This window comes from Nocardia sp. CA-151230 (genome assembly GCF_050942175.1).
Lineage (GTDB): Bacteria > Actinomycetota > Actinomycetes > Mycobacteriales > Mycobacteriaceae > Nocardia.
Genome location: NZ_CP192061.1, coordinates 4921968 through 4937640, shown reverse-complemented (window position 1 = coordinate 4937640; position 15673 = coordinate 4921968). Strand labels below are relative to the sequence as shown.

Here is a 15673-nt window from a genome sequence, read left to right as displayed (position 1 = left end):
ACTTGCCCGCTCTGCTGGTCCGGGGTGGGGCAGATATCGTGGTAGGCGCTCTCGAGACCGCCGCCAGCGCGGGTGACGTAGAAGTGGTCTCGCAGGCACCCGATCGGTGGGGAGTAGAACTCGAGTCCCCACTTGCCGACGAAGACGCTGTCGCCGTAGAGGTGCCCGGTTCACATCTGATCGCTTCCGCGTGTGCCGGTGCTGTGGTGGCCAGCGCTGCGGCGACAGCGAAGCCAGCGATCGATAGGCGGGCGATTGCGTTGGTGTGCAACGGTTTTCACCTCATCTAGTTGTTATTCTCTTGTGGTTGTCGACTGTTCTCGGCGCGGCGAGCCGTCACCCATTGGGCGAGGCGTTCCAGGCGTCCTTCGCGGACTGGCGCGCAGCCAGGTATTCGCGGGCGGTCGTCACCCGCGGGCACGGGGGCGTGCACTGGGCGTGGATCTTCGCGATCCCCTCGGCGAGCCGCTCGGAGATGTCGAAGATGAATCCTCGGTCGCACCAATCGTTTACCCATCCAGGCTGATTCATGCCGTCACCTCCCCTGACGCTCGGCGCAGCGCGGCGTGGAACTGCTTGCAGGTGGGGCCATGTTCGGCGTGGTCGGAGAGAACGAACCGCGCTTCGTCAAGACTTTCGATCGATGCCGGGTCGTCGGCGCAGAACCTGTGGAGTTCCAGCCACAGATCCCGCGTCGCGGCGTTCACCGGATCCTCGGCTTGATCGCGCCGGTGCCGGTAAGAGCGTCGAACGCGGCTGCCTTGCGTGCGCAATCCGCGGTCCTGCATTCACGATGGGTTTGCATGGTCGCGTGCGCTTCGATGGGGCTGAGCGCGATTCTGGGCGCATCATGGCTCGACGCGTCCAGCCCGGCGGTGGCGGCGTCGGGGGAGTCGGGCGTCAGTCGGTGTCTGCCAGCGGCTTTGGGGTCGCGCAGCGGCAGCAGATACAGGCACGCGGTCGCTACTATGAGTGCTGCGGTCAGGCCGATCAACACTGCATTCGTCAACATCGGAACCTCGGGACGTTCGGTGGGTTATGCCCGAATGCCGGAGACGTCGCCGGCCCGATGCGTGGGTATGGCTACGAACGCAAACGAACCGGCGACGTCATCCCCCTTGCGGGGTCTGGGGCTACCCGGCAACCGGGAGCTGTGTCTCCACCATCTCATTAATTGATGTCCCAAAACAGGCCATTTGAGGGGACATCGTGTAGACATTGTTTGTCTCCAAGGGGACATGTATACCCAAGTAGGGGGTAGGCTCGTAACCATGACGTCCCCGCCCCCGCTTCGTATCGCGCGCATGAGCCTCGGCTACCGGTCCCAGGAGGATCTGGCGAAGGCGCTCAACGAAGCCGCCCGAAGCATCGGCCTGCGCATCTCGGTCACCAAGAAGACCATCGGACGCTGGGAATCGGACGCGCCGCCGTGGCCGCAGGCCGATCACGCCCAAGCGTTGGAGGCTCTGTTCAACCGCCCGATTACTGAGCTGGGGTTCAGCTCATCGCGCCGGTCCGGCTCCGAATCGCCTCGCCCGCAGGCGATAGGAAGTCGTGAGACGTGGGCGTCTCGCCATGCCGGAGCCGCGCCCGGGATGCTGCCCCAATCGGTGGCATCGGATTTCATGGCCTCGGCAGCCGCGTACCGCCATATGTACTGGTCGGTGCCGGCCGATCGTCTCCAGCGGCTCGTGGCCGAGCACGCCGCGCTCGGATGGGACCATCTGGATCAGATTCCTGGTGCAGCGCGCTCGCTGATGGCGCGCGCCGTCGCGGAGACCAGTCTCCTCGCGGGTCGGCTGGAATTCTTCGATCTACAGCAACCCGAGCTGGCGAAGCCGTCTTTCGCGCTCGCGCTCCAGGCCGCGAGCCGCGCCGATGACGCATTGCTGGGCGCTGCGGCGTTGGCGCACATGGCATTCGCGCCTGCCTTCTCCGGCGACACCGATCGCATCGAGGAGGCGCGTGAAAACCTCCGTGCCGCACGGATCTTCGCCGACCGCGGCGATGCCAGTGCGGAGATGATCGCCTGGCTCGACGCGGTCGAGGCCGAAGTGGAAACCAGGATCGGCGACATCGACCGGGCGCTCGAACTGCTCGAGCATGCCGAGCAGATGTACGCCGAGCACGACGAGGACGAGGCCCCGAGCCCGGTGTGGCTGGACTGGTTCTCGCCGGCACGCCTCGCGGGCTTCAAGGGCAATACGCAGATCACTGCGGGCCGCGCGGCGGCCGCGCGCGAGACGCTTGAGCGAACGCTGGAGGGGCTGCCCGCCGAGGCGATCAAGCAGCGTGCCGTGGTCTACGCGGATCTCGCCGCCGCTGCGGTGCTCGACCGTGACCCCGAGCAGGCATGTGAGCGCCTCGGGGAGGCGCTCGACCTGCTCGGGCAGCATTGGTACGCCACGGCGATGGATCGTGTGAAGGCTGTACGGCAGACGCTGCGGGAATGGGATTCGCTGCCGAGGGTCCGCGAGCTCGACGAAAAGCTCTACACCTGGCACACCATGATCAGGTCGCGGGCCGTCTAACCATTCTCTGCGGCAACGATTTCGGGCAGCTCGTGGAGGTCGTGGATCTTCCAGTCGGAAAGCTCCGCGACCTCGGGCTTGTCTCGCTGGATCCATCCCCACGGGCCGCGCTGGATGTAGGCGGTCCGCATGCCCACCGCTTTCGCCGGGGCGATGTCGTTCTCGATCCGGTCGCCAACGTAGACGATCTGACCGGCCTCGCATGGCGCGACCTCGACGACCTTCTCGAAGAAGGCGGTCGACGGCTTCTCGACTCCCCAGTCGTCGGAGGTGGCGATGAAATCGGTAGGCAGGTCGAGGCTTCGAAGGATCCGGCCCGATCGAACAGTCTGGTTGCCGACGATCCCGACCCACACGCCCATGTCCTGCAGCTTCGACAGCGCGGTCCGGACGTCGGGGTAGAGGTCCTCTTCGCCGTAGGTCTCCGGGCGGCCGGCCTCTGCCCGTGCTTCACGCTCTACGGTCAGGTCGAATCCGGGCCGGAAGATCTGGAAGGTCTCGCGGTAGTCCTTGCCGCTTGCGATCACTGCACCGAAAACTGAAACGAACGTGTGGCGTGGCACGCCAAGCCAATCCGCCCACGTCCCGTATTCGCGGGTCTCATCAACGAGCGTTTCGCCAACATCGAACACGACAGCCCTGATCATGGACCATGACGGTACTAGGCTGCCTAGTTCCCGGTGCACCCGGAGACGGCAGCACTTCCCCTAGCCGATTGAGCGCGGTGGGAGTTCATGCTCGATGAGCAGGAGCTGACGCGGGTCAGATCGAAAACCGTTGAGTCGCTCCACATCTGCCAGCATGCCTGAACATCGCGTCGAAAATTCGTGTGCAATAGATCTCGTTCGGAAGGGTCCGGCATCACGTCAGACCGCTTTTTCGCCGATCCGGTAATCCTTGGCGGTGATGGTTCGGGCGACCTTTTGCGGTGCGCCGCCGATGAGGCCGCGCCAGGGCAGGTAGCGGAGCAGGCGGACGTTCAGGTTGCGGAAGGCGATCATGGCCTTGGAGTTCGGGGCGTACCAGCCGCCGACGCCGGCGGCGAGGCGCTGGCAGGCGTCCACCATGGGGCGCATCTCGCGCTCGTAAGCGGCGAAGGCCACGCGGTGATCGCCTGCGGCGGCGGCCAATTCCCCGGCCAGCACATACGCGCCGACGAGGGAGAGATTGGCGCCCTGTCCCGAGAGTGGGGAGGCGCAGTAGCCGGCGTCGCCGACCAGGGCGATGCGGCCGGTCGACCAGGTGTCCATGCGGATCTGTGCCATGGCGTCGAAGTAGAAGTCCGCGGCGTCCGCAAGTTCGGCGAGCAGGCGCGGCACCTCCCAGCCCTGGCCCGCGAAGGTTTCGGCGAGGATGCGGCGTTGGGCCGCGGTGTCGCGGTAGTCGTGGTCCAGGGGCTCGGAGGCCCACGCGAAGATGGCCTTGGCCTCGGTGTTGTGGCGGGCGCTGTAGCTGCCCGCGATCGTGCCGGGAGTGTTGTAGTCCAGTTCCCAGTGGTCGAGGTCCAGCAGGTTGGGGGTCGTGTAGATCGCGATGTAGTACCCCATGTGGTGCAGGAAGCCGGACTCCGGGCCGAAAGCCAGCGCGCGCGTGTGGGAATGGACGCCGTCCGCGCCGATGACCAGGTCGAAGGTGCGGGGCGCGGCGTGCTCGAAGGTGACATTGACGCCGTTCTCGTCCTCACGCAGCGCCGCGATGGAGTCGCCGAACAGGTATTCCACGCTGTCCCGGGTCGCCTCGTACAGCACCTCGGCCAGATCGCCGCGCTGAATCTCGGTGTCGCCGTTGGCCCCGACGCCATTGAAGATCTCGGCGGAGATGCGGGCGCGGACCTTCCCGGCGGCGTCGACGTAGGAGGTGCCGCGCTTGCCGGTGCTGCGGGCGTGGACCTGTTCGAGCAGGCCCATTCGCCGGACCACCTCGGTGGCGGTGCCGAGGACGTCGATGGCCTGCCCGCCCGGCCGCGGAGTGGGGGACTTCTCGACGATCGTGGGTGTGAATCCGTAGCGCTGCAGCCAGAAGGCGAGGGCGGGCCCCGCGATGCTCGCGCCGGAGATGAGGACGTTCTTGGTGCTCGTCTGCCGCATGTCTCGACCATAGAACCGATTTGGGCAATTGCACAAGACATACGTCTGATGCGTATGCGCTAGTCTGGCGGGCATGGGAAATCGTGAGGATCTGCTCGCCGGCGCGCGGCAGTGCCTGTTCGACAAGGGCTATGCCCGCACCACCGTGCGCGATATCGCCGCCGCGTCGGGGGTGAGCATGGCCGCCATCGGCTACCACTTCGGGACCAAGGAGGCGCTGCTCACCGCCGCCCTCGTCGAGGCCACCCGGGAGTGGGGCGACGAACTCGCGAGCACACTGGGCGACGCGGTCGACCCGGGCCCGGATCCGCTGCAGCACTTCGCCTCTCGCTGGGATGCGGTCCGCGAGTCCATCACCGCGCACCGGGGGCTGTGGGGAGCGACCTTCGACGCGCTCTCCCATCCCGAGACCCGGGCCCAGCTGGCCGAGCAGACCGACGAGTCGCGGTCGGGGCTGGCCCGGCTCTTCGGCGACACCGGCGCGGACGACACCGGCCGGACTGTCGGCGCGCTCTATCAGGCGCTGCTGGTGGGCATCGCGGCGCAGGCGCTCATCGACCCCGAAACCGCTCCCACCGGAGCGGAACTCGCCGAGGGACTGCGACGGATCGCCGGGCTGCCGGCGGCTGCCGGCGAGTAGGCGACCCCGCGCCGCGTCGCCGATCCGGAGTGGGGCAGGGTGAGGCGGTGCCCAGCATTGTCTTGGACCGGGTCAGTCTCGGCCACGGATCGACCTCGGTACTCGTCGAGGTCGATGCGACCTTCACGGCCGGGCGGTGCACGGCCGTGGTCGGACCGAGCGGGGCGGGCAAGACGACCCTGCTGCGGCTGTTGAATCGGTTCGCGGAACCCGACAGCGGCCGGGTGCTGCTGGACGGGGTCCCGGTGGCCGACCTGGATGTGCTGGCGCTGCGGCGGCAGGTCGGGTTGGTGCCGCAGCGTCCGGTGCTGCTCACCGATACGGTCGCCGCGGAGGTGCGCGTGGGGCAGGCCGTCGATTCCGAGCGGGTGGGCGAATTGCTCGGGGCGGTCGGCTTGCCCGACGGGTTCGCGGCGCGCCGCTGCGCCGAGCTGTCCGGGGGTGAGGCGCAACGGGTGTGCCTGGCGCGGGCGCTGGCGGTGGAGCCGCGGGTGCTGCTGCTCGACGAGCCGACCTCGGCGCTGGACGGGGCGTCGGCGGTGGCGATCGGTGTGTTGATCCGGGCGCATGTGGCCGCCGGCGGCAGTGTGGTGCTGGTCAGCCATGACCCGGGATTCGTGGCGGAGGTGGCGGACGAGGTGTGGACGCTGGCCGCCGGGCGGCTCACACGTGGTGCGGAAGCGGGGAATCAGCCATGACCCAGGGACTTTCGGTGCCCGACTGGACAGGCGTCGGCGCGTCGCTGGTCCTGGTCGCGCTGGCGGCGGCCATCGCCTACCGGCAGCAGCTGCATCTGACCCGCGAACTGCTGATCGCGGCGGCCCGGGCCGGGGTGCAGCTCGTCGCGGTGGGCGCGATTCTGCTGATCCTGTTCCGCCACACCGGCTTGCCGGGTGCGCTGGGCTGGGTGGTCCTGATGATCGTCATCGCCGGCCAGGTGGCCGGGCGACGCGGAGCGGGACTGCCGCACGCGACGCGCTCGGCGACCATCGGTGTGGCGTTCGGCGCGTCGATCACCCTGGGCGCGCTGATCGCGCTCGGCATCATCTCGACGCAGGCGCGGGTGGTGGTGCCGGTGGGCGGCATGATCGTGTCGTCGGCGATGCAATCGACCGGAATCGCTCTGCGCCGTTTGGTCGAGGACGCGCGCCGGGCCCGCGATGCCGTGGAAGCGCGGCTGGCACTGGGTCTTTCGGCATACCAGTCGTTCCTGCCGAATCAGCGTTCGGCGCTGCGCACCGCGCTGATCCCGGCCATCGACTCGACCAAGGTGGTCGGTCTCATCAGTCTGCCGGGTGCGATGACGGGTTTGATTCTGGCGGGGGTGGATCCGCTGACGGCCATCCGCTACCAGATCGTCGTGATGTACATGCTGCTCGCGGCCACGACCCTGGCCGCCCTGGCGGCCACGCGGGTGGCCGAGCGGACCCTCTTCGACGGTGCCCAGCGCCTCGTCCGGCTGCCCGACTGACGACCGTCGAGCCCGCAGAATCCTACTCAGTGAGATTTCAAATGCGAGCTCAAACGTCCGAAATGCCGTTATCGTTACGATGTCGTCGGTAAATGGTTGGGGGATAGGCAGTTTCGGATGGAAGCGATCGAGTTCTTCATGCCGTTCGACGCTGCGGGCGTCAATCCCGCGGAGCCGGAAGCCGAAGCGGGGATGTGGTCCTGGCTGGAGGCGTTCGGGCTGGTTCCCACCGAGCCCACCCGGCGTCGCATGGAACGCACCCGCCCGGCGCGGATGTACGCACTGTGGTGCCCGGCCGCGAGCCTCGGCGAGCTCACACTGTTGAGTCAGTACACCGCATGGGCTTTCATCGTCGACGATCAGTTCGACATCGAAATCCCTGATCCGCACCGGTGTCTCGAGGCCATTGCCGCCATCGAGGCCGTACTGGACGGTACAACAACACCTTCCGGCGTCTTGGCTGTTGCGTTCGCCGATCTGTGGAAGCGTCTGTGCCACGGCCGGTCGACGGCGTGGCGGCACAGCGTGCGTCGGGAGATCCACGACTGGCTCTGGACCTATTACACCGAGAGCGTCGGGAGACTTTCCGGCAATCTGCCCGACCTCGAGACCTACCGCGCGCATCGGCGAGACGGCGTGGCGCTGTATGTCTTTCTCGATATCAGCGAACGCGCCGAGGGCATGGACCTGTCCGCCGCCGTCCGGCACCTGCCCGCCATGCGCACCCTGCGCTCGGCGGCCGTCGAGCACATGGGCCTGTTCAACGATGTGCTGTCGGTTGCCTCGGACGAGGCCTCCGGCTACCTCTACAACTCGGTCCTGCTCGCGCAATATCACCACGGGCACAGCCGAGCTCAGGCCAGGAAACTGGTCAACGGCATGCTCAACGAATGCGTCGAGCACATGATCGAGGCGGTGCAACGATTGCCGACCGAACTCGACGATGCCGGCCTCATCGGCCGCGAGCGCGCGGACGCGCTGGCCACCGCCCAGAAATACACCGTCTACGTACGCGCCAACCACGACTACCATTACCAGGCGGCCCGCTACACGAGCGCACCCTCGGAGGCGCTCGAGCACGGCCTGCCACTGACCTGAGGCACGAAACCGGTCGGCATTGCCGAAATGAAGTCCGCAGGCAACCCCCAGGTTTCAGGCTGCGATGGGACTATGAGCATCTTCTGAGCATGGCTACCCAGCGGCCACCGGGTGGCTGCGGCAACCGTGTCCGAGCGAGCGGGGCCGATTATGCGAGCGTCGAAACCGATCCGATTCACCGTAGGACAGCACAGCGAGGGCAAGGGCCGGTGGGGGCTGTCCCGCCCGGCCTCGGCCGCCTTGGCCGGGCATGACGAAACCTGTGCCCACGCACCAGAATCCATATCTCGCCCGCTCGACGCGGGCACCGGGCGAAGAGCCCACAGACGCCTGTGCGAGGCCCGGGCCGCCATCGACCCGGTGCTGCGGTCGGCGGTGGGCGCGCTGGCAGAACCGCTGGATGTGATGGCCGGCTACCACTTCGGATGGTGCGATCCCGAGGGGACGATCGTCACCGGCGCGCAGGGCAAGGCCCTGCGCCCGGCCCTGACCTTCGCGGCCGCCGCGGCCTGTGGTGGTGCTGTCGAGCAGTCGGTGCACGCGGCGGCGGCCGTCGAACTGCTGCACAACTTTTCACTCGTCCACGACGATGTCATGGACACCGATCCGTTCCGGCACGGGCGGCCGACGGTCTGGAGCATCTGGGGCGAGACCAACGCGACGATCCTCGGCGACGCGCTGCAGGCCGCCGCACTCGGCGTGCTGTGCGACGGCGCGCCGGAGACCGTCACCGCCGAGGCGGTCATTCGGCTGGCCGAGGCCACGGTCATGCTGTGCCGCGGCCAGTACGCCGACTGCGCCTTCGAGACGCGGCCCACCGTCAGCATCGCCGAGTACCTGGCCATGGCCACCGGGAAAACTGGTGCGCTACTGGGCTGCGCCTGCGCGCTGGGTGCGCTGTGCGCCGGGGCCGACCACCGCGTGGTCTCGGCGATGCACACCTTCGGTATCGAGATCGGGTTCGTCTTCCAGCTCGTCGACGACTTCATCGACATCTGGGGCGATCCCGAGGTCACCGGAAAACCGGCGCACAGCGACCTGATTCACCGCAAACAGTCCTTCCCGGTGGTGTGCGCCCTGGAATCGGGCACCGCTGCCGGACACGAACTGGCCCGGCTCTACCGGTCCCGCCATCCCATGACCGCGGCCCGCGCGGCCCGGGCGGCGGACCTGATCGAGCAGGCGGGCGGCCGTCAGCGCACCCTGCGCCGTGCCTCCGCCGCGCTGGATGCCGCCTTCGCGGCCCTGCCCGGCGATCTCGCTTCCGACGACCTGGCCGCGCTGGCCCAGCTGATGGCATACCGCGATCACTAGACCGCCGCGATCACGCGGGTACACAATCCATTGCGGCCGCCGCGCCGGGTACGTCAACCCGACGTCACCGGGTCGGCGGCGGGGCTGTCGGAGGTCCCGAAGCGAATCCCCTTGGCCTCCTTGCCGATCGCGGTCAGGATGGCGACGGGGCGGCCGGGTGCCGGCCCCGACCGTTCGGCCCGTCGCGAACGGACGCGCCGATGCCAGGTCGGATCCGTACCCTCTGACGGATGAGCACACCCTCGGCGACCTCACCGTGGACACCCTTGCGCATCAATACTTTTCGCGCCCTGTGGATCGCCTCGATCGCCTCCAACGTCGGATCCTGGATGCATCTGGTCAGCGCTTCCTGGCTGATGACCACGCTGACCGGATCGGCCGCGCTGGTGGCCTTGCTGTCCACCGCCAGTGCCCTGCCCAGTTTCGTGCTGGCCCTGCCTGCGGGCGCGCTCGCCGATATCCTCGACCGCCGCCGCCTGATCCTGTTCACCCAGGCGTGGCAGCTGGTGGTGGCGACGTTGCTCGGCGCACTCACGCTGTCGCACAGCGTGAATCCGGCGTTGCTGCTGACCGCGACGCTGCTGCTGGGCACCGGCGCGACGCTCGGCATGCCGGCCTTCAGCTCGATCACCCCCGAGCTGGTGCCCGCCGAACAGCTGCCCGCCGCGATCAGCCTCAACTCCGTGGCGATGACGGCCTCGCAGGCGATCGGACCGGCCATCGGCGGCGTGCTGGTGGCCGCGGTCGGCTCCGGTGGCGTCTTCCTGCTCAATGCCGTGTCGTTCCTGGGAGTGCTTGCGGTGGTGTATGTCTGGCGACGCCGGCCCACCACGACGGCACTACCGCCCGAGCATCTCACCACCGCCATCCGTACCGGCCTGCGCTACGTGGCCAATGCGCCCGAACTGCGCGCGGTGCTGGTTCGCGCCGCCGCCTTCGTGCTCTGCTATGGCGCACTGCCGTCCCTGCTCGCCGTGGTGACCCGGGTGCGTCTGCATCAGACGGCGACCACCTACGGTCTGTTGCTCGGTGTACTCGGGCTCGGTGGCGTGTGCGGCGCACTGGTGCTGCCGCGGATCCGGCACCGCTGTTCCCCCGATCGGATCGCGCTGGCCTGCAGTCTGCTCTACGCCGCCTGCCTGCTGACGGTCGCGCAGCTGACCGCCTTCCCACCCGCGCTGCCGGTGTTGTTCCTCGCCGGCATGGCGGGGATGGGTGTCATGTCGACGCTCAATATCGCGGCACAATCGGTGCTGCCCAGCTGGATTCGCGGCCGCGGACTGGCGGTGTTCCAGCTGGTGTTCCAGCTCGGCTTCGCGGTGAGCGCGGCCGGCTGGGGTGCGGTGGCCGGCACCGCGGGACTGCCCACGGCACTCACCGCGGCCGGGGTGGCGCTCGCGGTGCAGACGGTGCTGGGCCTGTGGTTTCGGCTCGCGGCCGCCGAGCAGATCGACGTCCGGGCCGCGCACGTGCTGGAACCGTACGTGCCCCTGTCGCTGGCCCCCGATGACGGCCCGATCATGCTCACCGTCGAGTACCGCATCCCCGCCGAGCACCTGGCCGATTTCCATGCCGCCATCCCCGACCTGCGGCGTTCGCGCCGCCGTGACGGGGCCATGCACTGGGCGATGTACTCCGATCCGGCCGACCCGGACCGTCACGTCGAGACGTTCATGAGCCCGTCGTGGGTGGAGCACGAGCGCCTGAGCCAGCGTGTCACCGGGACGGATGCGCTTGCGGTGCAACGGATTCGGTCATTGCACGTGGGCGAGGAGGATCCGGCGCTGCGAGCGCTGGTGAGCGACCGGGTGCATCGGGGCAGAAGACAGCGACAGGACTGAAAACAAAAGTACGTGTAACCCAGGGTTGCACGTACTTTGTTTTCGGAAGAATTACCGATGAGGTAGGCGAACTGTATCAGAGCCGCCGGATGCGTGCCATCCAAGCCGCAACATCCACCAGGCCCGTGGGGGACACCTCGAGGCCCACCGCCGCATCGGCGACGGTGGCGGTGACCCGGCCGCGGTAGCGGGTGGGTTCCAGGCTCTCCAGTTCCCAGCCCGCACCGAAGGACTCCCGGATCACCGTGTCGCTGATGCGGGGGCCGAAGCCGGGCTCGGCGTCGGAGAGCGCCAGGACGTGGACCACGCCGCCGGGCTTGCAGACGGCGTGCAGGCTGCGGACGTAGGCGGCGCGGGCCTCGGGTTCGGTGCCGAAGACGTGGAACAGGGCGCTGTCCACGACGGTGTCGAAGGCGGGCGCGGAGCCCGGAGGATCACCCGCGAAGTCGGTACTGCCACCGAGGGCCAGGGCATCGGCGACCTCGAACCGGACTGCCGGGACGCCCTGGGCGGCGGCATTCGCGCGGGCGTATTCGATTGCGCTGGGGGAGAAGTCGACGCCCAGGACATCGTAGCCCAGGCGGGTGAGCAGGATGGTGTGCTCGCCGGCACCGCAGCCCGGCTCGAGGACACGGCCGCGGATCTCGCCGGCGCGTTCCAGTGCCACGATGGCGGGTTGAGGTTCGCCGATCACCCAGGGCGCGGTGTCCTCGTCGTAGACGGAGTTCCAGGTTTCTACTGGTCGGGTCATGATTCCACTCTGCAACCTCGAGCGCACTCGAGGTCAATCCCCGCATAGCCCCCAACCGGAGCGGACCGACCGCCCACAATGTGGACATGCCCAAGTCTTGCCTGCTGCTGCAGCTGCGACCCGAGCAAGCGGCCTCCGACCAGGAATACGAGGCGATCCTCGATGCGGGCGGGCTCGCCGCCGCCGACGTGGTGCGGGTCGAGATGAATCGCGGCATGCCCGATCTCGATCTCGACGACCACTGGGCGGTGATCGTCGGCGGCGGGCCGAGCAACCTCAGCTATCCCGAGGCCAAGAAGTACGACTACCAGCGGGTCTTCGAACCCGAGCTGAAGAAGCTGCTCATCGACATCGTGCGCCGCGACGTCCCGTACCTGGGCGCGTGCTACGGGCTGAGCATGCTCGCCGACGTGCTGGGCGGGCCGGTCGGCACCGAGCGCTACGGCGAGACCCCCGGCGCGACGACCATCGAACTCACCGAGAACGCGGCGAAAGACACTCTGCTGCACGGGCTTCCGGAGACGTTCCGGGCCTTCGTCGGGCACAAGGAGTCCTGCCAGGACGTTCCGCCGGGTGCGGTGCTACTCGCGCGTTCGGCCGTCTGCCCGGTACAGGCGGTGCGGGTCGGGGAGAACGTCTACGCCACCCAGTTCCACCCCGAACTCGACGGCCGGGGCCTGGCGCTGCGCATCGAAATCTATCGCCACGAAGGCTATTTCGACCCGAGCGAGGCCGACTCCCTGACCGAGCTCGGGCACCGCGAGCACATCACGGTGCCGCAGGAGATCCTGCGGCGCTTCGTCGCCCGATACCGGCTGTGAGGCCGGGTCGGACACGCGCGGAACCGCGCCGTGTCAGCATGGCCGTGGCGGCGAAGAGGGCGAGCGTGAGCCAGATGTAGGCGTTGTGGTCCAGGACGGCGAAGGGGCCGCGGTTCGGGAGGTCGAAAACGCTGCCGTAGTGCAGGTCCAGCAGATCGAAGACGCCGCCCGAGCAGACGAGGAAGACGACGAGCAGGCCCGCCACGGTCGGCAGGGAGCGGTGGCGCAGTGCGAGGTCGGCCAGGTAGATGAGCAGGGGAGCCAGCCAGACCCAGTGGTGGATCCAGCTGTACGGGGAGACGACCGTGCTGGTCAGGCCGCACAGGACCACGGCGGGAAGTTCACGGCCGGTGACCGAGAGACGGCGGGCCAGGATCAGGCAGACCACCGCGATGGCGAGAGCGGCTGCGGCCCACAGCAATTGGATGCTCCCGGCCGCGCCCAGGGTACGGGCGAGCATGCCCCGCAGGGATTCGTTCTGCGGGTTCTCGGGGACACCGACCCGGGCAGGGTCGGCGAAGGCGCCGCTCCAGAACGTCAGCGAATCCTTCGGCAGCACGGCCAGGCCGATCACCATCGTGGCGACCAGGGCGCCGGTCGCGGTGGCGGCCGCCCGGAATCGGCCAGTCACCAGTAGGTAGACGATGAAGAACGCCGGGGTCAGTTTGATACCGGCCGCGATACCGGTCAGCACGCCTTTGCCGCGGGAGGAATCGGGCAGCGCCATATCGGCCAGCACCAGGAGCAGCAGCAGAATATTGACCTGCCCGAAGGCCTCGGTCTCCCGGATCGGCTCACACAACAGCAGCAGAGCGGCAGCAGCAGGGCCCACGATCAGCATGCGGCGGTCGCGCCGATAGCCGAGCACCGACAGTGCCGCCCAAACGGATCCGGTGAGCATCGCGAAATTCGCGAGTGCCCCGGCCCAGGTGAAGACCGACCCGTGCAGCCACGCCAGCGGCACGAACATCAGCGCCGCGAACGGGGTGTACACGAACTCCCACACTCCGCGCGTGTGCCCCCGCAACGGGGTGTCGTACACCGAAACATCGTGCACCACACGGTCTGCCGCGATCTGATACACGCCGAGATCGACCAGGTGCAGCATCGCGCGCGGCGCGGCCAGCACCTGCCCGAGGTAGTACCACCCGGCCAGTCCACCCAGCACCGCTACCAGCCACACCACGACCAGCGGAATCGAGCGCCGCTGTGGCGCATCCTGATTCGTGGCCATCACCTGTTCGGCCGTCGACAACGGCATCCACACACCCCCGCTTCCTGGCTTCCGATTGCCCGCCCCACCGTAGTGACGGGCACACCCGATCGCCAGCCGGCAGCGACGCGTGCGGACCGTCCGGGAGTGTCGAAATCGCCTGTCACGACCGGTCGTTGTGCGGCCATCGGCCGTGCCGATCTGCCGCTGACCTCGGCCGAGGCGCACCGATTGCGCCCTGGTCGAGCCCGTGACGGCGGCGCGGGGCGTTGTCTCCGACGCGCCAATTCGTCGTTCGTCCGCCAGTCGTACTCCGATACCTCGCGGTAGATCTCGATGGACTCAGGGGCGGAGGAGGACCTTCAGGGAGTGACGGCTGTCCATGGCGCGGTAGGCGGCGGGTGCGTCGTCGAGAGGGAGTTCGGTGTCGAAGACCCGGCCGGGGTCGACGGTGCCGTCGAGGACTGCCGGAAGCAGGGTTTCGATGTAGGCGCGGGCGGGTGCGGGGCCGCCGGTGAGGGTGATGTTGGGGCCGAAGAGGTCCCATCCGACCGGGGCGTCGTCGTATTGCGGGACGCCGACGCGGCTGATCACGCCGCCCGGGCGGACCACACCCAGGGCCTGCTTGTAGGCGGGCATGTGGCCGACCGCTTCGATGACGACGTGGGTGCCGTCACCCCTGGTCAATTCGCGCACCGCGGCGATGCCCTCGGCGCCGCGCTCGGCGACCACGTCGGTCGCGCCGAATTCGCGTCCCAGATCGGTGCGCTCCTTGTGGCGGCCCATGAGGATGATCCGGGGCGCGCCCAGCTGCCGCGCGGACAGGACACCCATGAGACCGACCGCGCCGTCACCGATCACGGTGACCGTGGTGTCCGCGGTGACCCGGGCCTTCACGGCCGCGTGGTATCCGGTGCCGTACACGTCCGACAGCGTCAGCAGCGACGGGACCAGCGGCGAGTCCTCCTCGACAGGCACCGGGACGAGGGTGCCGTCGGCGAGCGGCACCCGCACGGCCTCGGCCTGGCCGCCGCGCACGTCGCCCGCATTCCAGAAACCGCCGTGGCGGCAAGAGGTTTGCAGTCCCTCACGGCAGAAGTCGCAGGTGCCGTCGGACCAGGCGAAGGGGGCGATCACGAAATCACCCTTCCTTACCGTGCGAACCTCACTTCCGACGTCGTCGACGACGCCGACGAATTCGTGCCCTATGGATCGGCCCCGCTCGGAGGCGGGCATGTTGTGGTACGGGTGCAGATCGGAACCGCACACGCAACTACGGACCACACGGACCAGGGCGTCGGTGGGGTTCTGGACGACGGGATCGAGAACGTCGATGACGCGGACGTCACCGGCACCGTAGATGTAGGTCGCTCGCATGAGACTCCTTCGCTCGATACCGATTTCGGTCAGGGTTGCGAGAGGTGCGCTGCAGCATGGGAGTACTCGTCGTCGGTGACGTGCACACCCCACGTGGTCTCGGGCTGGTCCGGGTCGCCGGTGCCCTCCCAGATGGCCAGGTGGCTCATGAAGCGATCGGAAACCGCACCGTGCCAATGCCATTCGCCGGGCAGGGTGTGGACGGTCTTGCCGGGCATCACGATGACCCGGCCGCTCCGCCCGGCGACCAGGCCGATGCCGTCGGTCACGTGCGGGGTCTGCCCGACCGCGTGGGTGTGCCAGGCGGTGCGGGCGCACGGCGCGAAGCGGACGGTGTTGACCCGGGTTCGTGACGGTTCCTCGCCACGGTAGATCTGGTCGAACCAGACAACGCCGGTGAACCAGTCGACCGGGCCCCTCCCCGTAGGCGGGTTGGTCAGGCGTTCCATCCGTTCTCCTCCGATCGAAGAGGTCGTCACAGCTGATTATTTGCCACCTCCCGATTCCGCTGCCGGCCGACCCGGTCGAT

General features: G+C 68.3%; 17 protein-coding genes. 8 read left to right on the top strand and 9 right to left on the bottom strand.

Annotated features, from left to right (window positions below):
* Nucleotides 1–336: 336 nt before the first annotated feature.
* The 3 genes from ACQP1O_RS23400 to ACQP1O_RS23390 are packed head-to-tail and all read right to left on the bottom strand — an operon-like array spanning nt 337 to nt 1012.
* The gene (locus tag ACQP1O_RS23400; protein ID WP_433560626.1) at nt 337–531 is read right to left on the bottom strand and encodes a hypothetical protein; all 195 of its coding nucleotides are present in this window, start codon (nt 529–531) and stop codon (nt 337–339) included.
* Nucleotides 528–707, bottom strand: coding sequence for a hypothetical protein (locus ACQP1O_RS23395; RefSeq protein WP_433560625.1), 180 nt, complete (start codon nt 705–707; stop codon nt 528–530). The genes ACQP1O_RS23400 and ACQP1O_RS23395 overlap by 4 nt, the downstream gene beginning before the upstream one ends.
* Nucleotides 704–1012, bottom strand: coding sequence for a hypothetical protein (locus ACQP1O_RS23390; RefSeq protein ID WP_433560624.1), 309 nt, complete (start codon nt 1010–1012; stop codon nt 704–706). Before ACQP1O_RS23390 ends, ACQP1O_RS23395 begins: the two co-directional genes overlap by 4 nt.
* Before the next feature lie 292 nt (nt 1013–1304).
* Here ACQP1O_RS23390 and ACQP1O_RS23385 point away from each other — a divergent pair, with 292 nt between their 5' ends.
* On the top strand, nt 1305–2531 hold the full coding sequence (locus ACQP1O_RS23385) for a hypothetical protein (protein ID WP_433560623.1): 1227 nt from the start codon (nt 1305–1307) through the stop codon (nt 2529–2531).
* On the opposite strand, the gene ACQP1O_RS23380 is transcribed toward ACQP1O_RS23385, so the two are convergent.
* Nucleotides 2528–3178, bottom strand: coding sequence for an HAD family hydrolase (locus ACQP1O_RS23380; RefSeq protein WP_433560622.1), 651 nt, complete (start codon nt 3176–3178; stop codon nt 2528–2530). The two genes, ACQP1O_RS23385 and ACQP1O_RS23380, sit on opposite strands and share 4 nt — an antisense overlap.
* Before the next feature lie 219 nt (nt 3179–3397).
* A complete protein-coding gene (locus ACQP1O_RS23375; protein ID WP_433560621.1) occupies nt 3398–4618 on the bottom strand; it encodes an FAD-dependent monooxygenase in 1221 nt (406 codons plus the stop codon).
* Between the two features lie 73 nt (nt 4619–4691).
* Between ACQP1O_RS23375 and ACQP1O_RS23370 the strand changes: the two genes are divergently transcribed.
* The 6 genes from ACQP1O_RS23370 (at nt 4692) to ACQP1O_RS23345 (ending at nt 10982) form a co-directional block, all read left to right on the top strand.
* Nucleotides 4692–5258: a TetR/AcrR family transcriptional regulator gene (locus tag ACQP1O_RS23370; protein ID WP_433560620.1), complete on the top strand. Its 567-nt coding sequence runs from the start codon at nt 4692–4694 to the stop codon at nt 5256–5258.
* Between the two features lie 47 nt (nt 5259–5305).
* Nucleotides 5306–5956 (top strand): ABC transporter ATP-binding protein, encoded by a 651-nt coding sequence (locus ACQP1O_RS23365; RefSeq protein ID WP_433560619.1) that lies wholly within the window; start codon nt 5306–5308, stop codon nt 5954–5956.
* On the top strand, nt 5953–6729 hold the full coding sequence (locus tag ACQP1O_RS23360; RefSeq protein ID WP_357005905.1) for an ABC transporter permease: 777 nt from the start codon (nt 5953–5955) through the stop codon (nt 6727–6729). Before ACQP1O_RS23365 ends, ACQP1O_RS23360 begins: the two co-directional genes overlap by 4 nt.
* A gap of 117 nt (nt 6730–6846) precedes the next feature.
* Complete coding sequence (locus ACQP1O_RS23355) at nt 6847–7827, top strand: terpene synthase family protein (RefSeq protein ID WP_433560618.1); 981 nt, start codon at nt 6847–6849, stop codon at nt 7825–7827.
* A gap of 150 nt (nt 7828–7977) precedes the next feature.
* Entirely contained in the window at nt 7978–9141 is a 1164-nt protein-coding gene (locus ACQP1O_RS23350) for a polyprenyl synthetase family protein (protein ID WP_433560617.1), read from the top strand.
* A gap of 230 nt (nt 9142–9371) precedes the next feature.
* Entirely contained in the window at nt 9372–10982 is a 1611-nt protein-coding gene (locus ACQP1O_RS23345; RefSeq protein ID WP_433560616.1) for an MFS transporter, read from the top strand.
* Between the two features lie 76 nt (nt 10983–11058).
* On the opposite strand, the gene ACQP1O_RS23340 is transcribed toward ACQP1O_RS23345, so the two are convergent.
* Nucleotides 11059–11733: a class I SAM-dependent methyltransferase gene (locus tag ACQP1O_RS23340; protein ID WP_433560615.1), complete on the bottom strand. Its 675-nt coding sequence runs from the start codon at nt 11731–11733 to the stop codon at nt 11059–11061.
* 86 nt (nt 11734–11819) lie between these two features.
* On the opposite strand from ACQP1O_RS23340, the gene ACQP1O_RS23335 reads away from it, so the two are divergent.
* Entirely contained in the window at nt 11820–12554 is a 735-nt protein-coding gene (locus ACQP1O_RS23335) for a glutamine amidotransferase (RefSeq protein WP_433560614.1), read from the top strand.
* Here the strand turns inward: ACQP1O_RS23335 and ACQP1O_RS23330 are convergent.
* The 3 genes from ACQP1O_RS23330 to ACQP1O_RS23320 form a co-directional block, all read right to left on the bottom strand.
* Nucleotides 12502–13815, bottom strand: coding sequence for a glycosyltransferase 87 family protein (locus tag ACQP1O_RS23330; RefSeq protein WP_433560613.1), 1314 nt, complete (start codon nt 13813–13815; stop codon nt 12502–12504). The genes ACQP1O_RS23335 and ACQP1O_RS23330 overlap by 53 nt on opposite strands.
* Before the next feature lie 294 nt (nt 13816–14109).
* A complete protein-coding gene (locus ACQP1O_RS23325) occupies nt 14110–15144 on the bottom strand; it encodes a zinc-binding dehydrogenase (RefSeq protein ID WP_433560612.1) in 1035 nt (344 codons plus the stop codon).
* Between the two features lie 29 nt (nt 15145–15173).
* Nucleotides 15174–15593: a cupin domain-containing protein gene (locus tag ACQP1O_RS23320; protein WP_433560611.1), complete on the bottom strand. Its 420-nt coding sequence runs from the start codon at nt 15591–15593 to the stop codon at nt 15174–15176.
* Nucleotides 15594–15673: the final 80 nt, after the last annotated feature.

Bases quoted from the DNA above. Each gene is read 5' to 3' on its own strand.
- ACQP1O_RS23335 (WP_433560614.1), top strand. From the start codon at position 11,820: ATGCCCAAGTCTTGCCTGCTGCTGCAGCTGCGACCCGAGCAAGCGGCC.
- ACQP1O_RS23340 (WP_433560615.1), bottom strand. From the start codon at position 11,733: ATGACCCGACCAGTAGAAACCTGGAACTCCGTCTACGACGAGGACACC.
- ACQP1O_RS23390 (WP_433560624.1), bottom strand. From the start codon at position 1,012: ATGTTGACGAATGCAGTGTTGATCGGCCTGACCGCAGCACTCATAGTA.
- ACQP1O_RS23330 (WP_433560613.1), bottom strand. From the start codon at position 13,815: ATGCCGTTGTCGACGGCCGAACAGGTGATGGCCACGAATCAGGATGCG.
- ACQP1O_RS23360 (WP_357005905.1), top strand. From the start codon at position 5,953: ATGACCCAGGGACTTTCGGTGCCCGACTGGACAGGCGTCGGCGCGTCG.
- ACQP1O_RS23380 (WP_433560622.1), bottom strand. From the start codon at position 3,178: ATGATCAGGGCTGTCGTGTTCGATGTTGGCGAAACGCTCGTTGATGAG.
- ACQP1O_RS23375 (WP_433560621.1), bottom strand. From the start codon at position 4,618: ATGCGGCAGACGAGCACCAAGAACGTCCTCATCTCCGGCGCGAGCATC.
- ACQP1O_RS23355 (WP_433560618.1), top strand. From the start codon at position 6,847: ATGGAAGCGATCGAGTTCTTCATGCCGTTCGACGCTGCGGGCGTCAAT.
- ACQP1O_RS23350 (WP_433560617.1), top strand. From the start codon at position 7,978: ATGCGAGCGTCGAAACCGATCCGATTCACCGTAGGACAGCACAGCGAG.
- ACQP1O_RS23345 (WP_433560616.1), top strand. From the start codon at position 9,372: ATGAGCACACCCTCGGCGACCTCACCGTGGACACCCTTGCGCATCAAT.
- ACQP1O_RS23400 (WP_433560626.1), bottom strand. From the start codon at position 531: ATGAATCAGCCTGGATGGGTAAACGATTGGTGCGACCGAGGATTCATC.
- ACQP1O_RS23325 (WP_433560612.1), bottom strand. From the start codon at position 15,144: ATGCGAGCGACCTACATCTACGGTGCCGGTGACGTCCGCGTCATCGAC.
- ACQP1O_RS23385 (WP_433560623.1), top strand. From the start codon at position 1,305: ATGAGCCTCGGCTACCGGTCCCAGGAGGATCTGGCGAAGGCGCTCAAC.
- ACQP1O_RS23320 (WP_433560611.1), bottom strand. From the start codon at position 15,593: ATGGAACGCCTGACCAACCCGCCTACGGGGAGGGGCCCGGTCGACTGG.
- ACQP1O_RS23370 (WP_433560620.1), top strand. From the start codon at position 4,692: ATGGGAAATCGTGAGGATCTGCTCGCCGGCGCGCGGCAGTGCCTGTTC.